We start from the raw sequence: 19,829 nt of genomic DNA, 5'->3' as shown, positions 1-19,829 counted from the left end.
AGCGTGGCGATTTTTGGAGTTTCTATGCTCGAACAGGCTCAGCGCGTCCTTAAGGACATCTTCGGTTACGACAGCTTCCGGGGTCGCCAGGGTGCCATTATCGAGCGCGTGGCCAGTGGCGGCGACGCGTTGGTCCTCATGCCTACCGGCGGCGGCAAGTCGTTGTGCTTCCAGGTCCCGGCCCTGCTGCGCGAGGGTCTGGCGGTGGTGGTGTCGCCCTTGATCGCCCTGATGGACGACCAGGTCGCCACCTTGCAGGAGCTTGGCGTCGCCGCTGCGGCGCTGAACTCCACGCTCAGCGCCGAACAGCAGCGCGAACTGGCCGCGAGCATTCGCCGTGGCGAGATCAAGATGCTCTACGTGGCCCCCGAGCGGCTGGTGCAGCCGCGCATGCTGGACTTCCTGCACGGCCTGCAGATCGCCCTGTTCGCCATCGACGAAGCGCACTGCGTGTCGGCCTGGGGCCACGACTTCCGTCCCGAATACCTGCAGCTGGGTCAGCTTGCCGAGCAGTTCCCGGACGTGCCGCGCATTGCCCTCACGGCCACCGCCGACATGCGCACCCGCGAAGAAATCGTCACCCGCCTGCACCTGCAGAACGCCGAGCGCTTCCTGTCGAGCTTCGACCGCCCGAACATCTTCTATCGCATCGTCGCCAAGGACCAGCCGCGCAAGCAGCTGATGGCGTTCCTCAACGAACGTCGTGGCAACGCCGGCATCGTCTATTGCCTGTCGCGCAAGAAGGTCGACGAACTGGCGGCGTTTCTCTGCGAGCAGGGTTTCCCGGCCCTGGCCTACCACGCCGGGCTGCCCTCGGACGTGCGTGCGGCCAACCAGAAGCGCTTTCTCAACGAAGAAGGCCTGATCATGGTCGCCACCATCGCCTTCGGCATGGGCATCGACAAACCCAACGTGCGCTACGTCGCGCACATGGACCTGCCCAAGTCGCTGGAAGCCTACTACCAGGAAACCGGGCGCGGTGGCCGTGACGGCCTGCCCGCCGACGCCTGGATGGCCTACGGCCTGCAGGATGTGCTGATGCTCAAGCAGATGCTGCAGAATTCCGAAGGCGACGAGGTGCACAAGCGCGTCGAGCAGCACAAGCTCGATGCCATGCTGGCCCTGTGCGAAGAAACCCGCTGCCGGCGCCAGTCGCTGCTCGGCTATTTCGACGAAGACCTGCCCAACCCCTGTGGCCATTGCGACAACTGCGTTGACGGCGTGCAGACCTGGGACGCCACCGAGCCGGCGCGCCAGGCGCTTTCGGCGATCTTCCGCACAGGCCAGCGCTACGGCGTCGGCCACCTGGTGGACGTGCTGCTGGGCAAGGACAGCGAAAAAGTGCGCAATTTCGGCCACGAGAAACTCTCGGTATTCGGCGTTGGCAAGGACCGCAGCGAAAGCGAGTGGCGCACCATTTTCCGCCAGCTGGTGGCCCGCGGCCTGGCCGATGTCGATCTCGAAGGCTACGGCGGCCTGCGCCTGAGCGCCACCTGTCGGCCCCTGCTGCGCGGTGAAGTGACCCTGGAGCTGCGCAAGGAAATCAAGCAGGCCAGCGCCCCGCGTGGCAGCTCCAGCAGCGGCGGCAGCCCGGCCAGCCAGTTGGTCCGCGGCGACGAGCGCGAAGGCTGGGAGGCCCTGCGCGCGCTGCGGCGCAAGCTGGCGGAAGAACATGCGGTGCCGCCTTATGTGATCTTTCCCGACTCGACCCTGCTCGAGATGCTGCGCAGCCAGCCGACCAACATGAGCGAGATGGCCCAGGTCAGCGGCGTCGGCGCGCTCAAGCTGGAGCGCTATGGCGAAGCCTTCCTCAAGGTGCTGGGCGGCAGCGACACACCGGCTGCAGCGTCGGTGGCCGACCTGCGTCACGAGTTGGTCAGCCTGGCCAGCGCCGGCATGACGCCAACCCAGATCGCCAGCCAGCTGCAATGCAGCGAAAAGAATGTCTACAGCCTGCTGGCCGAGGCCATCGGCCAGCAGCAGCTGTCGTTGGAGCAGGCGCTGGACCTGCCCGAGGACCTGTTGGGGGAGATCCAGGACGCGTTCCTCGACGGCGAAGGCGAGCTGCCACCGGTGGCGCAGATCCAGGAACAGTTCGCCGGGCGGGTACCGGAAGGGGTGTTGTACTGCGTGAGGGCGGCGCTGCAGTCGGAATTCGAAGTCTGAATTCAGTCCCCCCGGCTTTATGGTCGAGGGCACTGATGGCAATTTCATTTTAGGATAAAAGCATTCGGCATGACTCTTGCGTAGGTCAAGCAGCCATGGTTAGCTGCCTAATTGATAGTTGCTGACTTTATCTCGAGTTGAATATGCCGTTGACCGACCGACATCGTTTTGGAATGCAGCTGGCGCACATGTCCCGCGGCTGGCGCGCCGAGCTGGACCGCCGCCTGATCGGCCTGGGCCTGTCCCAGGCTCGCTGGCTGGTACTGCTGCACCTGGCGCGCTTCGATGAAGCGCCGACTCAGCGCGAACTGGCGCAAAGCGTAGGGGTGGAAGGGCCGACCCTGGCGCGGTTGCTCGACAGCCTGGAAACCCAGGGGCTGGTCAAACGCCTGGCAGTGTTGGAAGATCGCCGAGCCAAAAAAATAGCGTTGAGCGCCTCTGCGCTGCCATTGATTGAAAAAATCGAATCGATTGCCGATACCCTGCGTGACGAATTGTTCGCCGGCGTCGCCGAGGACGATTTGCGCGTAGCGATGCGCGTGCACTCGCAGATTCTCGCCAATCTCGAGAAAAAGGGCTGAAGCCGGCCTGCCCGCCGGTCTTTGAGAAAGCGCAAGTGGCGAGCTATACAGCTTATATAAAAGTATCGGATGCTGTTCCTTCAAGGGATTCTCATGCTAGAGCGTTTACTCCGCAGTTCCAGGCGCCGTTCTTCGCTGACCGCGCGCAAGACCCTGCTGGCCCGCGCGCTGCCGATGGCCCTGGCCGCCGGCGCTCTGTGCTTTTCCAGCGTTTCCTCGGCCCTGGGCCTGGGCGAGCTGACCCTGCGCTCCTATCTGAATCAGCCGTTCAAGGCCGATATCGAGCTGTCTGACACCGCCGGTCTGGAGGCTGACGAGGTCAGCGCCGCCATCGCCTCGCCCGACGAATACGCCAAGGCCGGGATCGAGCGCATCTTCTTTCTCAATGACCTGCGCTTCACGCCGGACTTCAGCGGCGGTCGCAAGGTCATTCACGTCAGCTCCAGCAAGGCGCTGACCGAGCCCTACCTGACGTTCCTGATCACCGTCACCCGCCCGGGCGGCGAGCTGCTGCGAGCCTACACGGTACTGCTCGACCCACCGGGCACCGTGGCCCTGGCGCCGCCACCAGCGCCGGCCAAGGCGCCGAGCAAGGCCCCGGTGCGAGCGCCGGCCGCCGCCCCGGCTGCCCGCACCGCTTCACCGCCAGCGCCAGCTGCACGTCCGGCGGCGGCTGCGGCGGCGGTCGACCCACAGGTACAGAAGAGCCTCGACGAATTGCGTGGCCGCCTGCAGACCCTGCAGAGCCAGGTCGATATCAAGGAACAGCAGGTCACCGACCTCCAGGCCCAGCTGGCCGAGGCCAAGGCTGCACCGGCGACGGCTCCTGCTGTCGCCGCTGCGCCGGCGCCGAGCAGCGCGCCTGCACCCACCGCCGCGCCGGCCACCGGCAGCGCTGCCCCGGCGGCGCCAGCCAATGCCCCGGCGGTTGCGCCGTCAACAGTGACCCCGGCCGCGCCGGCCGCCAGTGTCGCTGTGCCTGCCCCGGTACCCGTTGCCAAGCCGGCCGCCAAGCCGGTCGTCACCCTGGTGCCGACGCCCGTGGATGACGACAACTCCTGGCTGTTGTTGCTGGGCGCCGGCGCACTGCTGTTGTTGCTGGTGGCCTTGCTGCTGGTGGTGCGCCGCAACCGCCAGCGCAACGAGACCGCCGTGGTCGCCGAGGAGGAACCGGCCTACGAAGACAGCGCGTTGATCAAGCCGGCCCAGGGCGACGATGCCGTGGTCGCCGCCGTCAGCTCGCGCTCGCTGGCCCAGCAGGAGCCCGTGGCCGCCGCCCGCCGCGAAACCGCAGCCGCCACCGACGCCCTGGATGGCGCGAGCATCTACATCGCCTATGGCCGTTTCAATGAAGCCCTGGGCATTCTGCGCGAAGGCGTCATCAAGCAGCCCGATCGCACCGACCTGCGCCTGCGCATCCTCGAAGTTCTCGGCCAGCAGGGTGACCTGGAGGGCTTCAACGCCGAAGAGGCCGAAATGCTCGCCATCGGCTTCAGCGCCGAGAAGATTCAGCAGGTGCGCGCGCAATCGCCGAAACTGGCCCAGGCGGCCAAAGCCGCCGCTGCCGCCAGTGCCGTCACGCCCGCCGTGGTCGCCGCCGCCACGGTGGCGGCCGCTGCAGCGGCGGTCGAGGCCAGCCATCAACCCCGCGAGCCGGCATCGGCGGCGCCCACCCCGGCACCCTCCCCAGAAGTAGCGGAGCCGGTCGAAGACGTGCCACTGGCCCTGTCGGACCCGGCTCCGGAGCCCGATTTCGATTTCGACCTGGAGTCGCTGGCCGGGGAGGACCTGCCGCTGCTCGACGACAATCCCCAGGCCGAGCCGGCCGCGCAGGAATTCCAGCTGAACCTGGACGACCTGTCGATGGACGCCGACTGGGCCGCCGTCAGCCCCTTCGACCCCGTCCCCGCACCGAACCGCAAGGCTGTCCCTGCGCAACCCGAGATCATCGAGGAACCTGGAGAGATCGACCCGATCTTCAACACCAACCTCCATGAATTACCGGACGTGTACGAAGTGCCGGAGCAAGACCAGGAGACGGACCAGTTTCTCAGTGATTTCGGCGCCCTGGATCTGGACGAGCCGCTGTTGCAGAGCGAACCGGTGGTAGAGCACCAGCTATCGCTGAGCCAGGACGATATCGACAACGATTTCCTCAACAGCTTTGCTGATGACGCGGATTTCACCCTGGATTCGTTGAGCGTCGATTTCGACAGCCTGGAAAGCCAGCAGGCTTCGGCGGATAAGCTGGAGCAGGCGCAGGGCATGATCGAACTGGGTGATGTCCAGGGCGCAAGCGATCTGTTGCACGAGTTGCTACGCGACGGGGATGATTCATGCAAAGCCAGTGCGAGGCAACTTCTCGCCAGCCTCTCCTAGGCATCGCGCAGGTGGCGTAGTTTCACGGACTGGCTCGGCGCGACAGGGTGTTGCAGGGTGTGGCGCGGGGAACGGGTAGCTAATAAGCGAACCCATTGTAATCAGGGGCGAATGGCCGAGGCGAACGCGCCCCTTCATCATTTGCTTACAATTCAGGCTTTGGGTTTTAGTCTTAGCTGTGTCAGTTTTCCGCCGTCAACAATGAGAGCGGACAACGCCGATGACCCTGGCTTCCCACACCCGCACAGCCACCACCGAATGCGCGCCTTCCATCAAAGGCTGCCGGGTCTGCCAGCGTCCGGGTCTGGCGATTCTTCCGCTGCGCCGTTCGCTGGTCCCCAAGCCGCACGTGTGGAAGCACCTGCCCGAGCCGGAGATCTCCGACACCGAGCTCGGCCTGCGGGTGCTGCGCGCGGGCTACCTCTACGTGCTGCTGGACGACCGGGTCTGGCAAGCCTATCAGGTGACCGTCGACGGCTACCTGCGCCAGTTCAACCCCTACCAGCCGCGGTACTGCAACGAACGTCGCCTGACCCGGGCCTGCGTCAATCGGGACCACGATATCCCTGCCTCATTTCTCAACATCGACACCGATCAATACCGCACGGCCTCTTTCGCCTTTTCCAGCGACCCCTGGCCAGTCAGCGTGCTGGACGCCTACAAGGCGCTGCGCAACATCGAGCGCATGCAGATGATCGATCTGGCCACGGCCCGGGACAACCCGACCCGCTATGGTGACTACCTGACCCCCGAGGACCCCTGGATACTCAAGCAGGTCTACGAATACCGCGACTTCGTCCCGGGTTTCCCCAGTGTCCATGGCTTCCACAGCCGAGGCCATCGCCAGAGCGCCGTCCGAAACTACCTGCGCACGGCCCGCGTGCACCCGACGCTCGGCCCTGGCGTGCTGGCCATCGAGGTGGATGACGACGTCGGCCTGGTCCAGGAATACAACGCCATGCGCGCCAGTTGGGCCCATGCGCGGCAGGTGTGGCTGGAGGAGCCGGAGCGGGCGTATCAGCATCAGACTTCGCAGATTCTGCTGGCGATTCGCGCGTTGCATCGGCAATGGGCGAACGCCAAAGTGCCGGTCAAGGAGCCCAATGTAATGCCTCCGGACTGGGTGATCCCGGGCGCGTGGGCCATCGAGCGCCAGCGGCGTGTCGACCAGCTGGCGTTGGAATCGGACGAGCGTCTGGAAGAGCGCTACGACGAACCGAAACGGGCAGACTTCCAGAAGACCTACGACACCGTTCTGCAGGTGTATCAAAAGCAGATCGACCACTACGGCGAGCGCTATGCCAAGGCGTTCCTTGCCGCCGACTTCCATGTGGCCATGGCCCACGACTACGACCCGGACGACAGGCAATCGGCGATTGCCTACAGCAAGACCATGGCGCTGTGCCTGAGCGGCGGTATCAGCGAGGCCCCAGGCAATGCCAGCGGCCCGACGGTGATGCTCTGGCAGGAGCTGCTGCAGGACCCGCAGAGCCCGATCTACAAGGCGCTGCTGATGCGCGACAAACATTTGGTGGCCGCCTTGCTGCCGAGCTTCGACGCCACCGGCGTCGATGACTGGAACGACAGCGGCAAGCTCTATGCGGCCCTGCAAGCTGCCATCAACAGCGATGAAGCAGGGGAGTTCAAGCGCAGGAACCTGCAGGAAGCGATGGCGCAGATGCTCGCGGCACTCAACGCGGCCAGCACGCGCCTGAAGGCGGTACTGGGGGCCGGAGTGGAATGCGCCGTGTCGCGCCTCAATAGCGCAACCCAGTTTCTCTACAACGGGTTGTCCTTGATCGAACTGCATGTCCCGATGAGGCTGGGGGACTACTACGCGCTGCAGTCCAGGCACATCCGCGAATTGCAACATAAACACGCCAACGGCGCAGACCGCCCCCGGCCAAAGTCGCGAGACAAGGTGCAGCCGCTGATCCTCGGTGGCGTATTGAGCCTCTCGGTGATGAACCCGAAGATCGCCGATCTGGTAGTGCAGGTTTCACTCTGGGTCGAGGGTACGGTGGAGGACCTGAAGAAAGCGCTGAACGCCGAAAGCAGATTGCCGGCCAGCGACCTGGGTCTCGACGCCAGCGCGCGTTTGGTACCGGTAGGGGTTGGATTGGCTACGTTGGACCCTGCCGCGCGCAAGGCGCTCGAGGGGGTGCAAATGACCTTGCCACAAGCGCGGAAATGGGTGAGGGCCGGGTTTGGTGGTGTTTTCGCGGTCGCTAGCAGCAGCAACTTCCTCATCGCGGCCGGTTCTCTGTATTTCATGCACGACTCTATGAGCAAGAATTTTGAAAATGCTCGGAAGGCAATCGGTGATAAATCAGCCGAGGCATCTTTGGCGCTAGAGGGAAGTACCCTTGCGGTGATTGGGGGAGGGATCGAGTTACTGGGAATTGCCATGGAGGGAGCAATTAAGCCAAGCAACACCAACTTGATTACCACTCAGTCCGTGAGAGCTAAACAGGTGGCGACGTTAAGTGATCGTATGATCAGAGTAGGATGGTCAATTGTTGCAGTAACAAGTTTCTATGATGCTATACAGGCTGCAGTTGCCTTAAGTAGGGCGAATAGGGCCGGGGATGGGTGGGCGAAGGTTCACTATGCAGCTTCGGTTGTTGCATCTGCTTTCGCTGGTGGATTTGGATTGTGGACTGCGGTTATTAGGGCCACTGTTCTGATGGGGCCGCTAGGAGTCGCTATCGGGTTTGCATTGGTAGCTTATCTTTTTTATAAAAGAGCGGAGTCTAACGAATCATCAGCATTGGATTTTTGGGTTAGGCGCAGTTACTTTGGACTCGCAAATGAAGAGCCCAGAATTCATTGGGATACATCCGAGTCGGCTCAGCGAGCGCTTGCGGCGCTAAACGCTGCCACTATAGGTATTGAAGCCGGAATTGAGCTCAAACTGGAGCATCTCGGTAATGCGCCGGGGGACATTCCGATGGCTCGGCCGCTCTGGATCTATAAGATGGTTTTGCCCAATTATGACAGTGCTAAATCGGCGTACCGATGGTCTTTAATTGTTCATCGCCAAGACGATATTTTAGGGGGGAGGCATATAGCTGGTGAGGTAGTTGCTCGCGGCGAGTATAATTCTCTAGAGGTGGCCACAGCTGCTAGCGATTGGATAAGTCAGCTGGTAATAGCTGATAAGCCTAAAGGGGCGGATTACGAGCTGCTGAGTGTGGAATCCTATCTCGAACAATCAGTCGGAGGTGGAGGTAGCGAAGGTGCGAAATCTTTTAAAATTGCAGGAGCAGTGAAGCATGTATTCAATCCGGGCAAGAGCGCTATCCAATCCATCACGTTGTCATTGACGTACTGGCCTGATCGAAATGCCGAGAACGGCTACGCCGAGATTACTATGATGAAAGTAAATAGTTCTGAAAATTCTAAATCGTAAGCGACGGTGCCAATGTCTAACAAAGCTGAGAATCGCTTGCCGTTCCGCCCGTTTGGGTGGAAATATGATTTGCCAGGACCTAATGAGGAGAGTGTCACGCAGCCCCACGCCTCTCTACTTTCTACCCCGAACCACCTCGATGAGGTCTATATGGAGCTACCTTGCGCGACGTTGCAGGCTAGAGGTCTTGGTGTGTGGCTAACTATATGCATTTGTCCGGCTATCTTATTTTTCGTCATGGACTTACTGAGTCAACAAAGCACACCACCATTCGGGTGGTCTCATTTATTCCTCCTGGCTATTCTGGCGGTCGGCATTTACATGAGCGCCTATATTTGGCGCATGGATATGGACGCGCCTGTTGATGAACCTATTCGGTTCAACAGACTTCGCCGCAAGATATATGTGTACCGCTTTCGGCACAGCCTTAATCTATTTAACCGGACCAAGTGGGGCGTTTATCCGGCGGCTTACGACTGGGACGCGGTCCGTGCGGAGTTTTGTAGTATTTATAGGCCCATGGGTACAGGTGGACTTGTTCAATTTGTGAATTTAGCGGTAGTGGATCCCCGGACCGGGAAGATTCTTGATCGTCTCATTTTTGCACACGGCAGGGTGCAGGGTGAAATGTACTGGGCCATGGCCAAGCTGTACATGCAGCAAGGTCCCGATGCCGTTCCGAAATTTGACAGACCGCCTCGCGATTGGAATAACGAGGTTCACTTCGAAAACATCGCTCGTCGTTTTGCTCCAAGGGTGAAATGGCCTGAGGTGATGGATATAGAATCAAGATCGGCGGGCTGATGCAGATCAATCACGGGTCGCGGGTTCCATTGATGGCATCATTTAGATGTCTGCTGATTGTAAGCGAAAATTAATAACCTAGGAAAATTGCAATAAAGAACCTCTAGAAAGAACCCTTTATCAGTGGTTTGGTCTCATTTTATGTTTTAAGAAATATTCAGTTTCTGATCGCTGACTGCTTATTTGTCTAAATACCTAATCTACTAACGGATGCCTATGGAATGAGCTCGGTAAAAACGCACCCCTCCGGATGGAGGCATGACTTGCCGGGCCCGCATGAAACGCCTGCGGTCATGCCTTATCCCCCGGTTCTATCCAATCCGCCGAACTATATGGACGAGACATACATGGAACTTGCCCGCGCTACGCACAGAGGCCGGGGTGTGGGAGCGTGGTTGGCTATAGGTACAAGTCCGTTGCCTGTGGGCGCTCTGGCTTTCTGGGTGTACATCGTGGCTTCCGATGGCCGGTCTCCCGAAGTTGCTGATGTGCTCATGCTAGTAAGTATTATCGTCGTATCCTGGCTTTTGTTATATATTTGGAAAATGGATGTAGAAGCGCCTGTTGATGAGCCGATTCGCTTCAATAGAGCCCGTAGCAAAATCTATGTGTACCGTTTTCGTCACAATGGGCTCAAGCCCTTCAATAAATATGAGTGGGGTGTAACTACCGAATCCTATGATTGGGCAGATCTGCGGGCGGAATTCTGCAGTACCTATGGTCCCATGGGTACAGGAGGCGCATTGCGCTTCGTAACCTTGGCAGTTTTGGAGCCAGGGTCCCAAAGGATCAGGGATCGTTTTGTCTTTGCCCATGGCCGGCAGGAGGGCGAAATGTACTGGGCCATGGCCCAGCTCTACATGCAGCAAGGCCCCGAAGCCGTACCCAAGTTTGACAGACCCCCTCGCGATTGGAACAACGAAGTCCACTTCGAAAACATTGCGCGGCGCTTCGCCCCCAAGGTGAAGTGGCCCGAGGCGATGGACCTCGAATCGCGCACAGCTCCATAGGAACGGCCAATCTCGCCTTAGCAAGCTTCAGCGTATTCCTATAAATGGAATTTCATGGTCTGTAGGAGTATTTCTGTCAATAGTCAATAGTCAATAGTCAATAGTCAGGAGTAGAGGGGGGATAGTGCAGGCTGGTTGTTAAAAAGGTTCTTCGGATATTACTGATTCAGATTTTTCTGGCTCGGAACACGGCGCACTGCACGAGACCCCTTCAGATGGATGGTACGTAGTTATGAAGCGCTCGCCTACGATTCGGATAATGGAGGGATTGAGTGAGTATAAAATGGAGTTTCTCGAAATAATGGGCTCAGTTCAGCAGGGTCTCAAATCAATCGGCCGGATCGAGGGGCCGCTTACGATTATGTTTGGATCAGATGAAAAAGTTGCTGATGGGTGCGCCGCATTGACGCTCAACAACTATCGCTCATCGGCATTGTGCGAAGCTTGATTAGTTTTACGGTGGAGTGATTGTAGGTGCAAGGCGCGAAATATTTTTGAGGGGCTGCTAAGGGCAGATTGTCGAGTCTGACGCAATGGCTCCAGCGGGGCCGGAACGATCAGCGCCATAGTATTGGACGGCTTTAACTCGGCATTTAGAGGACTGATATGTATGATCTGATTGAGGTAAAAGAACCGTGATCTTAGTACCAGGATCCATGTTTAGAGTCCGTGCTCCCGGATGGCTTTATGATTTGCCCGGACCTAACGAGCCAGCTGCAAGAAGCCCGGTGCCTGGAGATATGAGTTATCCTCCTAATTATATAGATGAACATTATATGGAGCTGCCCCGTTCGGACTTCAAAGTGCGAGGTATAGCCGCTTGGGCTTCACTCACGCTGGTTCCGCTTGTTTTGTATATGTGTTACTTCAGTTGGATTGGTCCGGACGCTGTTGTTCTGAAATATGCTTCGCTGGTGGAGTTGGGCATTGTCATATTGATTTCATGGACTGGACTGTATTTTTGGCGGTTGGATACTGAAACACCGCTTGATGAGCCTATCCGCTTCAATCGTGCTCGACGGAAAATATACGTCTATCGGTTCCGGCACAACGCCTTGAAGCTCTTGAGCCGCGCTGCATGGGGTGTCTATCCCCAGGTCTATAACTGGGATGATCTGCGAGCGGAGTTTTGTAGTATCCGTGCTGTGGGTGTACGCGGTCTCGTAGAATTTCTGACAATTGCCGTGATCGAACCGACTAGCGGCAAAGTCGTTGATCGCTTCATTTTTGCGCATGGTCGCCAGGAAAGTGAGATGTACTGGGCAATGGCTCAGCTGTACATGCAAAAAGGTCCAGGTGCAGTACCGAAATTTGAGGCGTCTCCTCGGGATTGGAATAACGAAATTCACTTCGAAAACATAGCGAGGCGTCTGGCTCCAAAAGTAAAATGGCCAACTGTTATGGATATCGAGTCAAGGACAAGCTTATGACATTGGTTGAGAAAGTAACGTATAAGGCATAAGAGGGTTATCGAGTGATAAATAATAGTAAGCGCTCGGTAAGTTTCCGTCCCGTTGGTTGGAAATATGATTTGCCTGGTCCAAATGCGCAGCCAGCAACCGTGCCTATCGCAGAGTTTCTCCCAAATCCGCCTAACTTCCTTGATGAGGTTGTTATGGAATTGCCACGCTCTACACTAAGCGCACGGGGAGGTGCGGCTTATATGGCGATGATGTCTGCAATTTTTTTGGGTTGCCTTGTGGTTTTTTATGTGTGCGGCCTTATATACCAGAAAGGTCCCGTTACTGCCGAGTCTATTATTTGTCTAGTGCTTATTATCATGCTCGGCTGGGTGCCCATATATATGTGGCGAATGGATATGGAAGCTCCCGTTGATGAGCCTATACGGTTCAACAGGGCTCGGCGCCGGATTTATGTATACCGCTTTCGCTATAATGGTTACAAACCTCTTAGTCGTGAGGCTTGGGGGGTCTCTGCCGAGGAATACGATTGGGACCACCTGCGAGCTGAGTTCTGTAGCCTATACGGTCCTATGGGAACAGGGGGGTTGGTGCAGTTCGTCAATCTTGCTGTCGTTGATCCCATTACGGGAAAAGTCCTAGACCGCTTCATTTTTAGCCAAGGCCGTCAGCAAAGTGAAATGTACTGGGCCATGGCCCAGCTCTACATGCAGCAAGGCCCCGAAGCTGTTCCGAAATTCGACAAACCACCACGCGATTGGAATAACGAAACTCACTTCGAGAACATCGCTCGCCGTTTTGCTCCGAGGGTGCAATGGCCTGAGGAGATGGACCTTGAATCAAGGAGTGCTCCTGATGCCTCTAGTCAGTCGAGTTCTGAAGAAACCACGCCAGATAGTCACGCTGGCCATAATCAAGGTAAAGCAGCTTTGCAGAAAGTGAAGTCAATAGACGATAGAGGTTAGGAGTGTCGAGTGGTGAGGCGATAATCCATAAGCTCCGTGCGAGATGTACTGGGCAATGGCTCAGCTGTACATGCAAAAAGGTCCAGGTGCAGTACCGAAATTTGAGGCGTCTCCTCGGGATTGGAATAACGAAATTCACTTCGAAAACATAGCGAGGCGTCTGGCTCCAAAAGTAAAATGGCCAACTGTTATGGATATCGAGTCAAGGACAAGCTTATGACATTGGTTGAGAAAGTAACGTATAAGGCATAAGAGGGTTATCGAGTGATAAATAATAGTAAGCGCTCGGTAAGTTTCCGTCCCGTTGGTTGGAAATATGATTTGCCTGGTCCAAATGCGCAGCCAGCAACCGTGCCTATCGCAGAGTTTCTCCCAAATCCGCCTAACTTCCTTGATGAGGTTGTTATGGAATTGCCACGCTCTACACTAAGCGCACGGGGAGGTGCGGCTTATATGGCGATGATGTCTGCAATTTTTTTGGGTTGCCTTGTGGTTTTTTATGTGTGCGGCCTTATATACCAGAAAGGTCCCGTTACTGCCGAGTCTATTATTTGTCTAGTGCTTATTATCATGCTCGGCTGGGTGCCCATATATATGTGGCGAATGGATATGGAAGCTCCCGTTGATGAGCCTATACGGTTCAACAGGGCTCGGCGCCGGATTTATGTATACCGCTTTCGCTATAATGGTTACAAACCTCTTAGTCGTGAGGCTTGGGGGGTCTCTGCCGAGGAATACGATTGGGACCACCTGCGAGCTGAGTTCTGTAGCCTATACGGTCCTATGGGAACAGGGGGGTTGGTGCAGTTCGTCAATCTTGCGGTCGTTGATCCCAGTACGGGAAATGTCCTTGACCGCTTCATTTTTAGCCAAGGCCGTCAGCAAAGTGAAATGTACTGGGCCATGGCCCAGCTCTTCATGCAGCAAGGCCCCGACGCTGTTCCGAAATTCGACAAACCACCACGCGATTGGAATAACGAAACCCACTTCGAGAACATCGCCCGCCGTTTTGCTCCGAAGGTGAAATGGCCGGAGACAATGGATGTAGAATCCAGATCTGCTCCGTGAGACCTCGTGCTGTGGTCCGTGGTCCGTGGTACGTGGAACAGCGGTGCAGAGTCACTCGACAGGGGAATAGGCGTGATTGGTAAACCTGAAATCTGTATCACCTACTGCACCCAATGCCAGTGGCTGCTGCGCGCAGCCTGGCTGGCGCAAGAGCTGTTGAGCACCTTCGGTGACGATCTCGGCAAGGTTTCGCTGGTACCCGGTACCGGGGGAATATTCCGCATCACCTGCGACGACACGCAGATCTGGGAGCGCAAGGCCGACGGTGGCTTTCCTGAAGCCAAGGTGCTCAAGCAGCGCGTGCGCGACCAGATCGACCCGCAGCGTGATCTGGGCCACAACGATCGGCCCTGAGCGGCTTCAGAAATCCACTTTGCCCAGGAGCATGTCGCGGTACATCACGAAATCCCCCAGCAGGCTGTAGAAGGGGTGCTGGAAGGTTGCCGGACGATTCTTCTCGAACACCAAGTGCCCGATCCATGCAAACGCATAACCGGCCACCGGCACCGTCAACAGCAGCCACCACACGCCGCTGGCCAGGGTGTAGGCGAGCAGGGCGATCACCAGGCTGGTGCCGACGAAATGCAGCCGGCGACAGCGGCTGTCGCGGTGCTCGGCCAGGTAGAAAGGGTAGAACTCGGCAAAGCTATTGAAGCGATGGCGGGAAATATCCATGGATGGCCTCCGTCGAAAGCGTAATGGCACCTGCGCAGTATGAACCTGCGGCGGGGGGAAAAAACAGCGGCCAGGCGGCGGCTGGGTCTACAATCCTTGTCTCGATTCCCAAGGAGGTAGCCGATGGAGGCTCTCGACGTATTGCTCAACCGTGTATCCGTGCCACGCCTGGTGGAGCCCGCGCCGACCCAGGTGCAGCGCGAAATCCTGTTCGAGGCCGCGCTGCGCGCCCCGGACCATGGCCAGTTGCGCCCTTGGCGGTTTCTGACCGTCGAAGGCGCAGCGCGCGAGCAGCTGGGCGAAGTGCTGGTTCAGGCGGTGCAGGCGAGCGGCGAGGCCAGTGAAGCGGCGATGCAGAAGGCCCGCGGCATGCCGTTGCGCGCGCCGCTGCTGGTGGTGGTGATCGCCAGCCTCGTGGAGCATCACAAGGTTCCGGCCAGTGAGCAGTTGTTGGCGGCTGGCTGCGCCGCCCATGGCATTCTGCTTGCGGCTTATGCACAGGGCATCGGGGCTGTGTGGCGCACCGGTGAGTTGTCCTATTCGCCGGTGGTGGCTGAAAGCCTGGGCTTGCTCGACAACGAGCAGGTGATTGGTTTCCTTTACCTGGGCACGCCAGTCAACCCGCCGCGCGAGGCGCCGAAGGTGGAGTTGGCGGATTATGTGAGTGTGTGGTCGGCTTGATCCGGCCCTGCCGGTAATGCTTTCCCGGTAGGACCGAGCTTGCTCGGGAAAACGCTGGTTGATCCAGGTTTTAGCGACCGGTCGCTTCCCGAGCGAGCTCGGTTCTATCTCGGTCCTTCTATCTCGGTCCTATAGAGACAAACGCTGCCCGCTCAAGAATCAGTCGGCGGCGCCAGCGGCAGTTCCAGCGTGGCCAGGAAGCCACCGGCCGGGTGATTGCCCAGTAGCAGCCGCCCACCATGGCGTTCCACCGCCCGTCGCGCAATGGCCAGGCCCAGGCCGTGGCCCTGCGCCGTTTGCCCCGGAGCACGGAAGAAAGGTTCGCCCAACTGCGCCAGGTGCGCATCGGCCACACCCGGCCCGTGGTCGCGCACGCTCAATTCGATACGCTCGCCATCCAGCCGCGCACGCAGTTCCACAGGTTTGCCTGGTGGATTGAAGCGCAGTGCATTGCGCAGGAGGTTATCCACAGCTCGCTCGATCATCGTCGGCCAGCCGCGCAGGGTCAGGCCGGGCTGGGTTTCGATCATGACTTCCTGATCCGGGGCGCTGAGCTGGGCATCGCGACGCACGCCGCCGAGCAATGCGGAGATATCCACAGGCTCGGCGGTGGCATGTTCGGCATCGAGCCGGGCCAGGGTGAGGATTTCGCTGATCAGCGCTTCGAGCCGGTCGCATTCGCGCGTCAGCCGCGGCCAGAGCTTTTCCCGCTGCTCGGGTTCGGCGCGCTCGGCCAGCGCCAGGGCAATGCGCAGCCGCGCCAACGGCGAGCGCAGTTCGTGGGAGACGTCCCGCAACAGCTGGCGCTGACTGCCGATCAGGCTCTGCAGGCGTTGGCCCATCAGGTTGAAGTCGGTGGCCAGCACGCCGAACTCGTCGCGTCGGCCAGCCAGCTCAGCCAGGCTCTGCTGTTGATAACTGGCCTGGCCGAGGTCATGCACCGCCCCGCGCAGGCGGCTTAGCGGGCGGGTAATGGAGAGGGTCACCAGCAGGCTGAACAGGGTCAGCACCACCAGGGCGATACCCAGGGCACTCAGGGGCCACATCAGGCTCTCGCGGTGCCAGGCTTCCAGCTCCGGGTGGGGAATGCGGTAGATGAACAGGTAGGTGTCGCCGGATTTCGGGCTGACGTACTCGGCGGTCAGGCGCCGCCATGGCAGCTGGCGCTCGTCGTTGTGCTGACGTTGCTCGAGGGCGGCCGCGCGGCGGGTGAAGGTGCCGGGCACCACCGATTCGCTGCTGTCGTTGAGCACCTGGGTGTCGATGTGATAACGCCGACGCAACTGTTCGAGCGTGTCCTGGGCCGGGTCGGCGCCCTGGGTCTCGTACAGTTCGGTCCATTGTTCGGGGAAATCGCGCAGGCCCGGGTGGCGGCTGAGAATCCAGGCGTCCTGGTTGAGGATGTGCCCGAGCAGGATCGACAGCCCGGCCACCAGGGCGATGGCCAGCCAGAAGCTCGCCAGGATACGCCAGAACAATGAACGCAAAGGTCTTTCTCCCGATCCGGAAATGCGCAAAGCCCGGCCAACTTGGGGAATGGCCGGGCTTGTGAGCGGTAAAGCTTACTGGGTTTTTTGCGTCGCTTCGCCTTTCGAGGCTTTCCATGCCTGGAATTCCTTCCATTCAGCGCGGCGCTGGTCCTGCTTCTGCTTGATGGCGTCGAACTGCTTCTGCTGATCAGGCTTGAGCAGGGCGCGGATGTCGGCCTGGGTCTTGTCCTGCTTGGCCTTGATCTCGTCCTTCATGGCTTGCTGGTCGGCTGGCGATAGCTTTTCCAGGTAGCGTTGGGTGATCTCGCGGTCGCCGTGCATTTCACCGCCGACCAGCTTGTCGATCTGCTGGCGTTGCTCGGGGGTCAGGTTCAGCTCGGCGTAGGGCGCGCGGTGCTGGCCGGGACCGAAACCCGGGCCTTTGCCCATCGGGCCAGGGCCGTCGTCCTGGGGCGCCGCCATGGCAACGGCGGGCAGCGCAGCGGCGAGCATCAGTGCGATAAGAGTCTTGCGCATGGTGAATCTCCTTGGTCTCGTTCCCGGTGATTTACCGGATTGAGCTCAGTTTAGGGAGATCAAGGTCAGGCGCGGTCAGGCTTGGGTAAAGCTTCGGTAAAGAGCGGGTTGCTGTTGGCAGCCCGCCGTCGAGCCTACTCCGAATAAAAATAGCCACGGCTGCGCAACGCGACGATCCTGGGCCGGCCATCGGCGTGTGGGCCGATCTTCTTGCGCAGGTTGCTGACATGCATGTCGAGGCTGCGGTCGTACAGGGTCAGCTTGCGGCCCAAGGCGATCTGCGTCAGCTCCTGTTTGTCCAGCGGCTCGCCTGGCTGGCGCAGCAGCGCTTCGAGCAGGCGGCTTTCGGAGATGGTCAGGCTGATGTCGTGCTGGTTGATGCTGACCACGCCGCGTGCCGGGCTGAAGCACAGGTCGCCCAGTTCCAGCTGGCTGGGGGCGGCGCTGGGGTGGCTGCGGCGCAGCACGGCGCGCAGGCGCGCGGTCAGTTCACGTGGGTCGCAGGGCTTGGCCAGGTAGTCGTCGGCGCCCAGTTCCAGACCCAGAATGCGGTCCAGGGGCTCGCCGCGCGCCGAGAGCATCACCACCGGCAGGTCGGGGTGCTCGCTGCGCAGCTGCTTGAGCAACTCCAGGCCGCTGCCGTCGGGCAGCATCACGTCGAGGACCACGGCAGCCGGGTCCATCTCCGCCAGCGCCGCACGGGCGCTCTGGCCGTCATGGCAGGCGCGCACCTGGAAGCCTTCCTGGCCCAGCCAGCTGCTCAGCAGTTCGCACAGCTCGACGTCGTCGTCGATCAGCAGCAGGTCGCTCATGGTGGTCAAGGCAGCACTTGCTTGAACGGTTTGACCAGCACGTTGGCGTACACACCTGCGGCGATGTAGGGGTCGCTGTCGGCCCAGGCCTGGGCGCTGGCCAGCGAATCGAACTCGGCGACGATCAGGCTGCCGGTGAAACCGGCCTCGCCCGGGTCGTTGCTCTCGATGGCCGGGTGCGGGCCGGCCAGCACCAGGCGGCCTTCGCCCTGCAGGGTCTTCAGGCGCTCGACGTGGGCAGGGCGCACGCTCAGGCGTTTTTGCAGGGAGTCAGCGACATCGGTAGAGATAATGGCGTAGAGCATATCAATCCTTGGGCTTGGGGGAGGGCTCGGCGTCGTGCAGGTGGCGGGACAGGTAGATGCCCTGGCCCACCAGGAACAGCAGGGTCAGGCCCAGGCTGCCGAACACCTTGAAATCCACCCAGTAGGCCTGGAAGGTAAAGGCGACGAACAGGTTGGCCGCACCGCAGAAGATGAAGAAGATGATCCAGGCAATGTTCAAACGCGTCCAGACCGGGTCCGGCAGGGTCAGGGCATGGCCCATGAGGCGCTTGATCAGCAGCTTGTCGCCGATGAAGTGGCTGCCGATGAAGGCCAGGGCGAACACCCAGTTGACCACCGGCGCTTTCCATTTGAGAAAGGTCTCGCTGTGAAAGGCCAGGGTCAGGCCGCCGAAGATCAGGCAGCCGAGCAGGGTCGCCCACTGGCCTTTCTCCAGGCGCCGCTGGGTGATGAAGAGAATGCCGTAGACCAGGATCGAGGCGCCGATCAATACCGCCGTGGCGCTGAAGATACCGCCCAGCATGAAGGTATGCCCGGCGAAGTCGATGGCGCGCGGATCGGTCTTGAAAACGATGAAGAACAGGATCAGCGGAATAAAATCGATCAGTTGTTTCACAATGGCAACCAGAAGCAGGGTGTGACGGGCATAATAACAAACATCAATGACTGCGAAAGCGAAAGCACCTGCCATGACTATCGATCTGCACTGCCACAGCACCGCTTCGGATGGCGCCCTGTCGCCCACGGCGCTGGTGGAGCGGGCGTTCGACAAGGGCGTGCGCACGCTGGCCCTGACCGATCACGACACACTTGAGGGCCTCGAAGAGGCCCGTGCCGCTGCCCATGCGCGGCAGATGCAGTGGATCAGCGGCGTGGAAATGTCCTGCACCTGGGGTGGCGCAACCATCCACGTGCTCGGCTACGGCTTCGACCTCAAGGCGCCGCCGTTGCTGGCGGCGGTCGAGAGCCTGCACGGCGGGCGCTGGCTGCGCGCCGAGGAGATCAGCCGCAAGCTGGCCCTTAAGGGAATGCCAGGCGCCCTGGAGGGCGCGCGGGCCATTCAGCAGGAGCTGGGGGATAGCGCCAATGCGCCGGCCCGGCCGCATTTCGCCGATTTCCTGGTGCGCCAGGGCTACGTCGCCGATCGTCAGGAAGCATTTCGCAAGTGGCTGGGCGCCGGCAAGCTGGGCGACGTCAAGCTGCACTGGCCGACCCTGGAAGCTACCGTGCAGACCCTGCGCGACGCCGGCGCCTGGGTGAGCCTGGCGCATCCTTTGCACTACGATTTCACCCGTGGCAAGCGCCGTCGACTGATTGCCGACTATATTCAAGCGGGAGGCCATGCCATCGAAGTGGTCAATGGCATGCCGCCAGCCGAGCAGGTGGGCACCCTGTCCATCCTGGCGCGCGAGTTCGGTCTGCTGGCCAGTGCCGGCAGTGATTTTCATGGCCCGGGCGCCTGGTCGGAGATCGGCGTCTACCGGGCATTGCCCGAGGACCTGCCGCCCTTGTGGGCCCGGTTCAAGTATGAGCAATCACTTCCCGTCTGATGAACAGGTAACCGA

Annotated in this window: 19 protein-coding genes; 13 read left to right on the top strand and 6 right to left on the bottom strand. The window is 59.8% G+C overall.

Going from position 1 to position 19,829, the window contains the following annotated elements:
• Window positions 1-24 precede the first annotated feature (24 nt).
• The 11 genes from recQ to SFA35_RS20200 all read left to right on the top strand — a co-directional run bounded on the left by recQ (window position 25) and on the right by SFA35_RS20200 (window position 14,160).
• Complete coding sequence (gene recQ / locus SFA35_RS20250; protein WP_320572295.1) at window positions 25-2,166, top strand: DNA helicase RecQ; 2,142 nt, start codon at window positions 25-27, stop codon at window positions 2,164-2,166.
• A 143-nt stretch (window positions 2,167-2,309) separates the two neighbouring features.
• Window positions 2,310-2,747 carry a MarR family transcriptional regulator gene (locus tag SFA35_RS20245; protein ID WP_320572294.1) on the top strand — a complete coding sequence of 146 codons (438 nt, stop codon included), beginning with the start codon at window positions 2,310-2,312 and terminating at the stop codon, window positions 2,745-2,747.
• A gap of 93 nt (window positions 2,748-2,840) precedes the next feature.
• Window positions 2,841-5,126: a FimV/HubP family polar landmark protein gene (locus SFA35_RS20240; RefSeq protein ID WP_320572293.1), complete on the top strand. Its 2,286-nt coding sequence runs from the start codon at window positions 2,841-2,843 to the stop codon at window positions 5,124-5,126.
• A 220-nt stretch (window positions 5,127-5,346) separates the two neighbouring features.
• Window positions 5,347-8,538 (top strand): T6SS effector BTH_I2691 family protein, encoded by a 3,192-nt coding sequence (locus tag SFA35_RS20235; protein ID WP_320572292.1) that lies wholly within the window; start codon window positions 5,347-5,349, stop codon window positions 8,536-8,538.
• Window positions 8,539-8,550: 12 nt separating this feature from the next.
• Window positions 8,551-9,342: a DUF6708 domain-containing protein gene (locus SFA35_RS20230; protein WP_320572291.1), complete on the top strand. Its 792-nt coding sequence runs from the start codon at window positions 8,551-8,553 to the stop codon at window positions 9,340-9,342.
• A 347-nt stretch (window positions 9,343-9,689) separates the two neighbouring features.
• A complete protein-coding gene (locus SFA35_RS20225) occupies window positions 9,690-10,352 on the top strand; it encodes a DUF6708 domain-containing protein (protein WP_320572290.1) in 663 nt (220 codons plus the stop codon).
• 283 nt (window positions 10,353-10,635) lie between these two features.
• Entirely contained in the window at window positions 10,636-10,800 is a 165-nt protein-coding gene (locus SFA35_RS20220; protein WP_320572289.1) for a hypothetical protein, read from the top strand.
• Between the two features lie 292 nt (window positions 10,801-11,092).
• Window positions 11,093-11,782, top strand: coding sequence for a DUF6708 domain-containing protein (locus tag SFA35_RS20215; RefSeq protein WP_320572288.1), 690 nt, complete (start codon window positions 11,093-11,095; stop codon window positions 11,780-11,782).
• A 185-nt stretch (window positions 11,783-11,967) separates the two neighbouring features.
• The gene (locus SFA35_RS20210; RefSeq protein WP_320572287.1) at window positions 11,968-12,738 is read left to right on the top strand and encodes a DUF6708 domain-containing protein; all 771 of its coding nucleotides are present in this window, start codon (window positions 11,968-11,970) and stop codon (window positions 12,736-12,738) included.
• A 405-nt stretch (window positions 12,739-13,143) separates the two neighbouring features.
• On the top strand, window positions 13,144-13,806 hold the full coding sequence (locus SFA35_RS20205; RefSeq protein WP_320572286.1) for a DUF6708 domain-containing protein: 663 nt from the start codon (window positions 13,144-13,146) through the stop codon (window positions 13,804-13,806).
• 72 nt (window positions 13,807-13,878) lie between these two features.
• A complete protein-coding gene (locus SFA35_RS20200) occupies window positions 13,879-14,160 on the top strand; it encodes a SelT/SelW/SelH family protein (protein WP_320572285.1) in 282 nt (93 codons plus the stop codon).
• Between the two features lie 6 nt (window positions 14,161-14,166).
• Here SFA35_RS20200 and SFA35_RS20195 read toward each other — a convergent pair whose 3' ends face one another.
• On the bottom strand, window positions 14,167-14,481 hold the full coding sequence (locus SFA35_RS20195) for a DUF962 domain-containing protein (protein ID WP_320572284.1): 315 nt from the start codon (window positions 14,479-14,481) through the stop codon (window positions 14,167-14,169).
• A 123-nt stretch (window positions 14,482-14,604) separates the two neighbouring features.
• Here SFA35_RS20195 and SFA35_RS20190 point away from each other — a divergent pair, with 123 nt between their 5' ends.
• Window positions 14,605-15,162 carry an NAD(P)H nitroreductase gene (locus SFA35_RS20190; RefSeq protein ID WP_320572283.1) on the top strand — a complete coding sequence of 186 codons (558 nt, stop codon included), beginning with the start codon at window positions 14,605-14,607 and terminating at the stop codon, window positions 15,160-15,162.
• A 152-nt stretch (window positions 15,163-15,314) separates the two neighbouring features.
• Here SFA35_RS20190 and SFA35_RS20185 read toward each other — a convergent pair whose 3' ends face one another.
• The 5 genes from SFA35_RS20185 to SFA35_RS20165 form a co-directional block, all read right to left on the bottom strand.
• Window positions 15,315-16,649 (bottom strand): HAMP domain-containing sensor histidine kinase, encoded by a 1,335-nt coding sequence (locus tag SFA35_RS20185; RefSeq protein ID WP_320572282.1) that lies wholly within the window; start codon window positions 16,647-16,649, stop codon window positions 15,315-15,317.
• Between the two features lie 75 nt (window positions 16,650-16,724).
• A complete protein-coding gene (locus SFA35_RS20180; RefSeq protein WP_320572281.1) occupies window positions 16,725-17,168 on the bottom strand; it encodes an LTXXQ domain protein in 444 nt (147 codons plus the stop codon).
• 134 nt (window positions 17,169-17,302) lie between these two features.
• Window positions 17,303-17,980, bottom strand: a complete 678-nt coding sequence (locus tag SFA35_RS20175; RefSeq protein ID WP_320579144.1) for a response regulator transcription factor — start codon at window positions 17,978-17,980, stop codon at window positions 17,303-17,305.
• A 5-nt stretch (window positions 17,981-17,985) separates the two neighbouring features.
• The gene (locus SFA35_RS20170) at window positions 17,986-18,285 is read right to left on the bottom strand and encodes a YciI family protein (RefSeq protein ID WP_320572280.1); all 300 of its coding nucleotides are present in this window, start codon (window positions 18,283-18,285) and stop codon (window positions 17,986-17,988) included.
• Window position 18,286: 1 nt separating this feature from the next.
• Window positions 18,287-18,880, bottom strand: a complete 594-nt coding sequence (locus tag SFA35_RS20165) for a septation protein A (protein ID WP_320572279.1) — start codon at window positions 18,878-18,880, stop codon at window positions 18,287-18,289.
• A gap of 73 nt (window positions 18,881-18,953) precedes the next feature.
• Here SFA35_RS20165 and SFA35_RS20160 point away from each other — a divergent pair, with 73 nt between their 5' ends.
• Window positions 18,954-19,814, top strand: a complete 861-nt coding sequence (locus SFA35_RS20160; RefSeq protein ID WP_320572278.1) for a PHP domain-containing protein — start codon at window positions 18,954-18,956, stop codon at window positions 19,812-19,814.
• Window positions 19,815-19,829 lie beyond the last annotated feature (15 nt).

The organism is Pseudomonas sp. HR96 (genome assembly GCF_034059295.1).
Classification (GTDB): Bacteria; Pseudomonadota; Gammaproteobacteria; order Pseudomonadales; family Pseudomonadaceae; genus Aquipseudomonas.
This window is presented reverse-complemented; position numbering and strand designations above follow the sequence as displayed.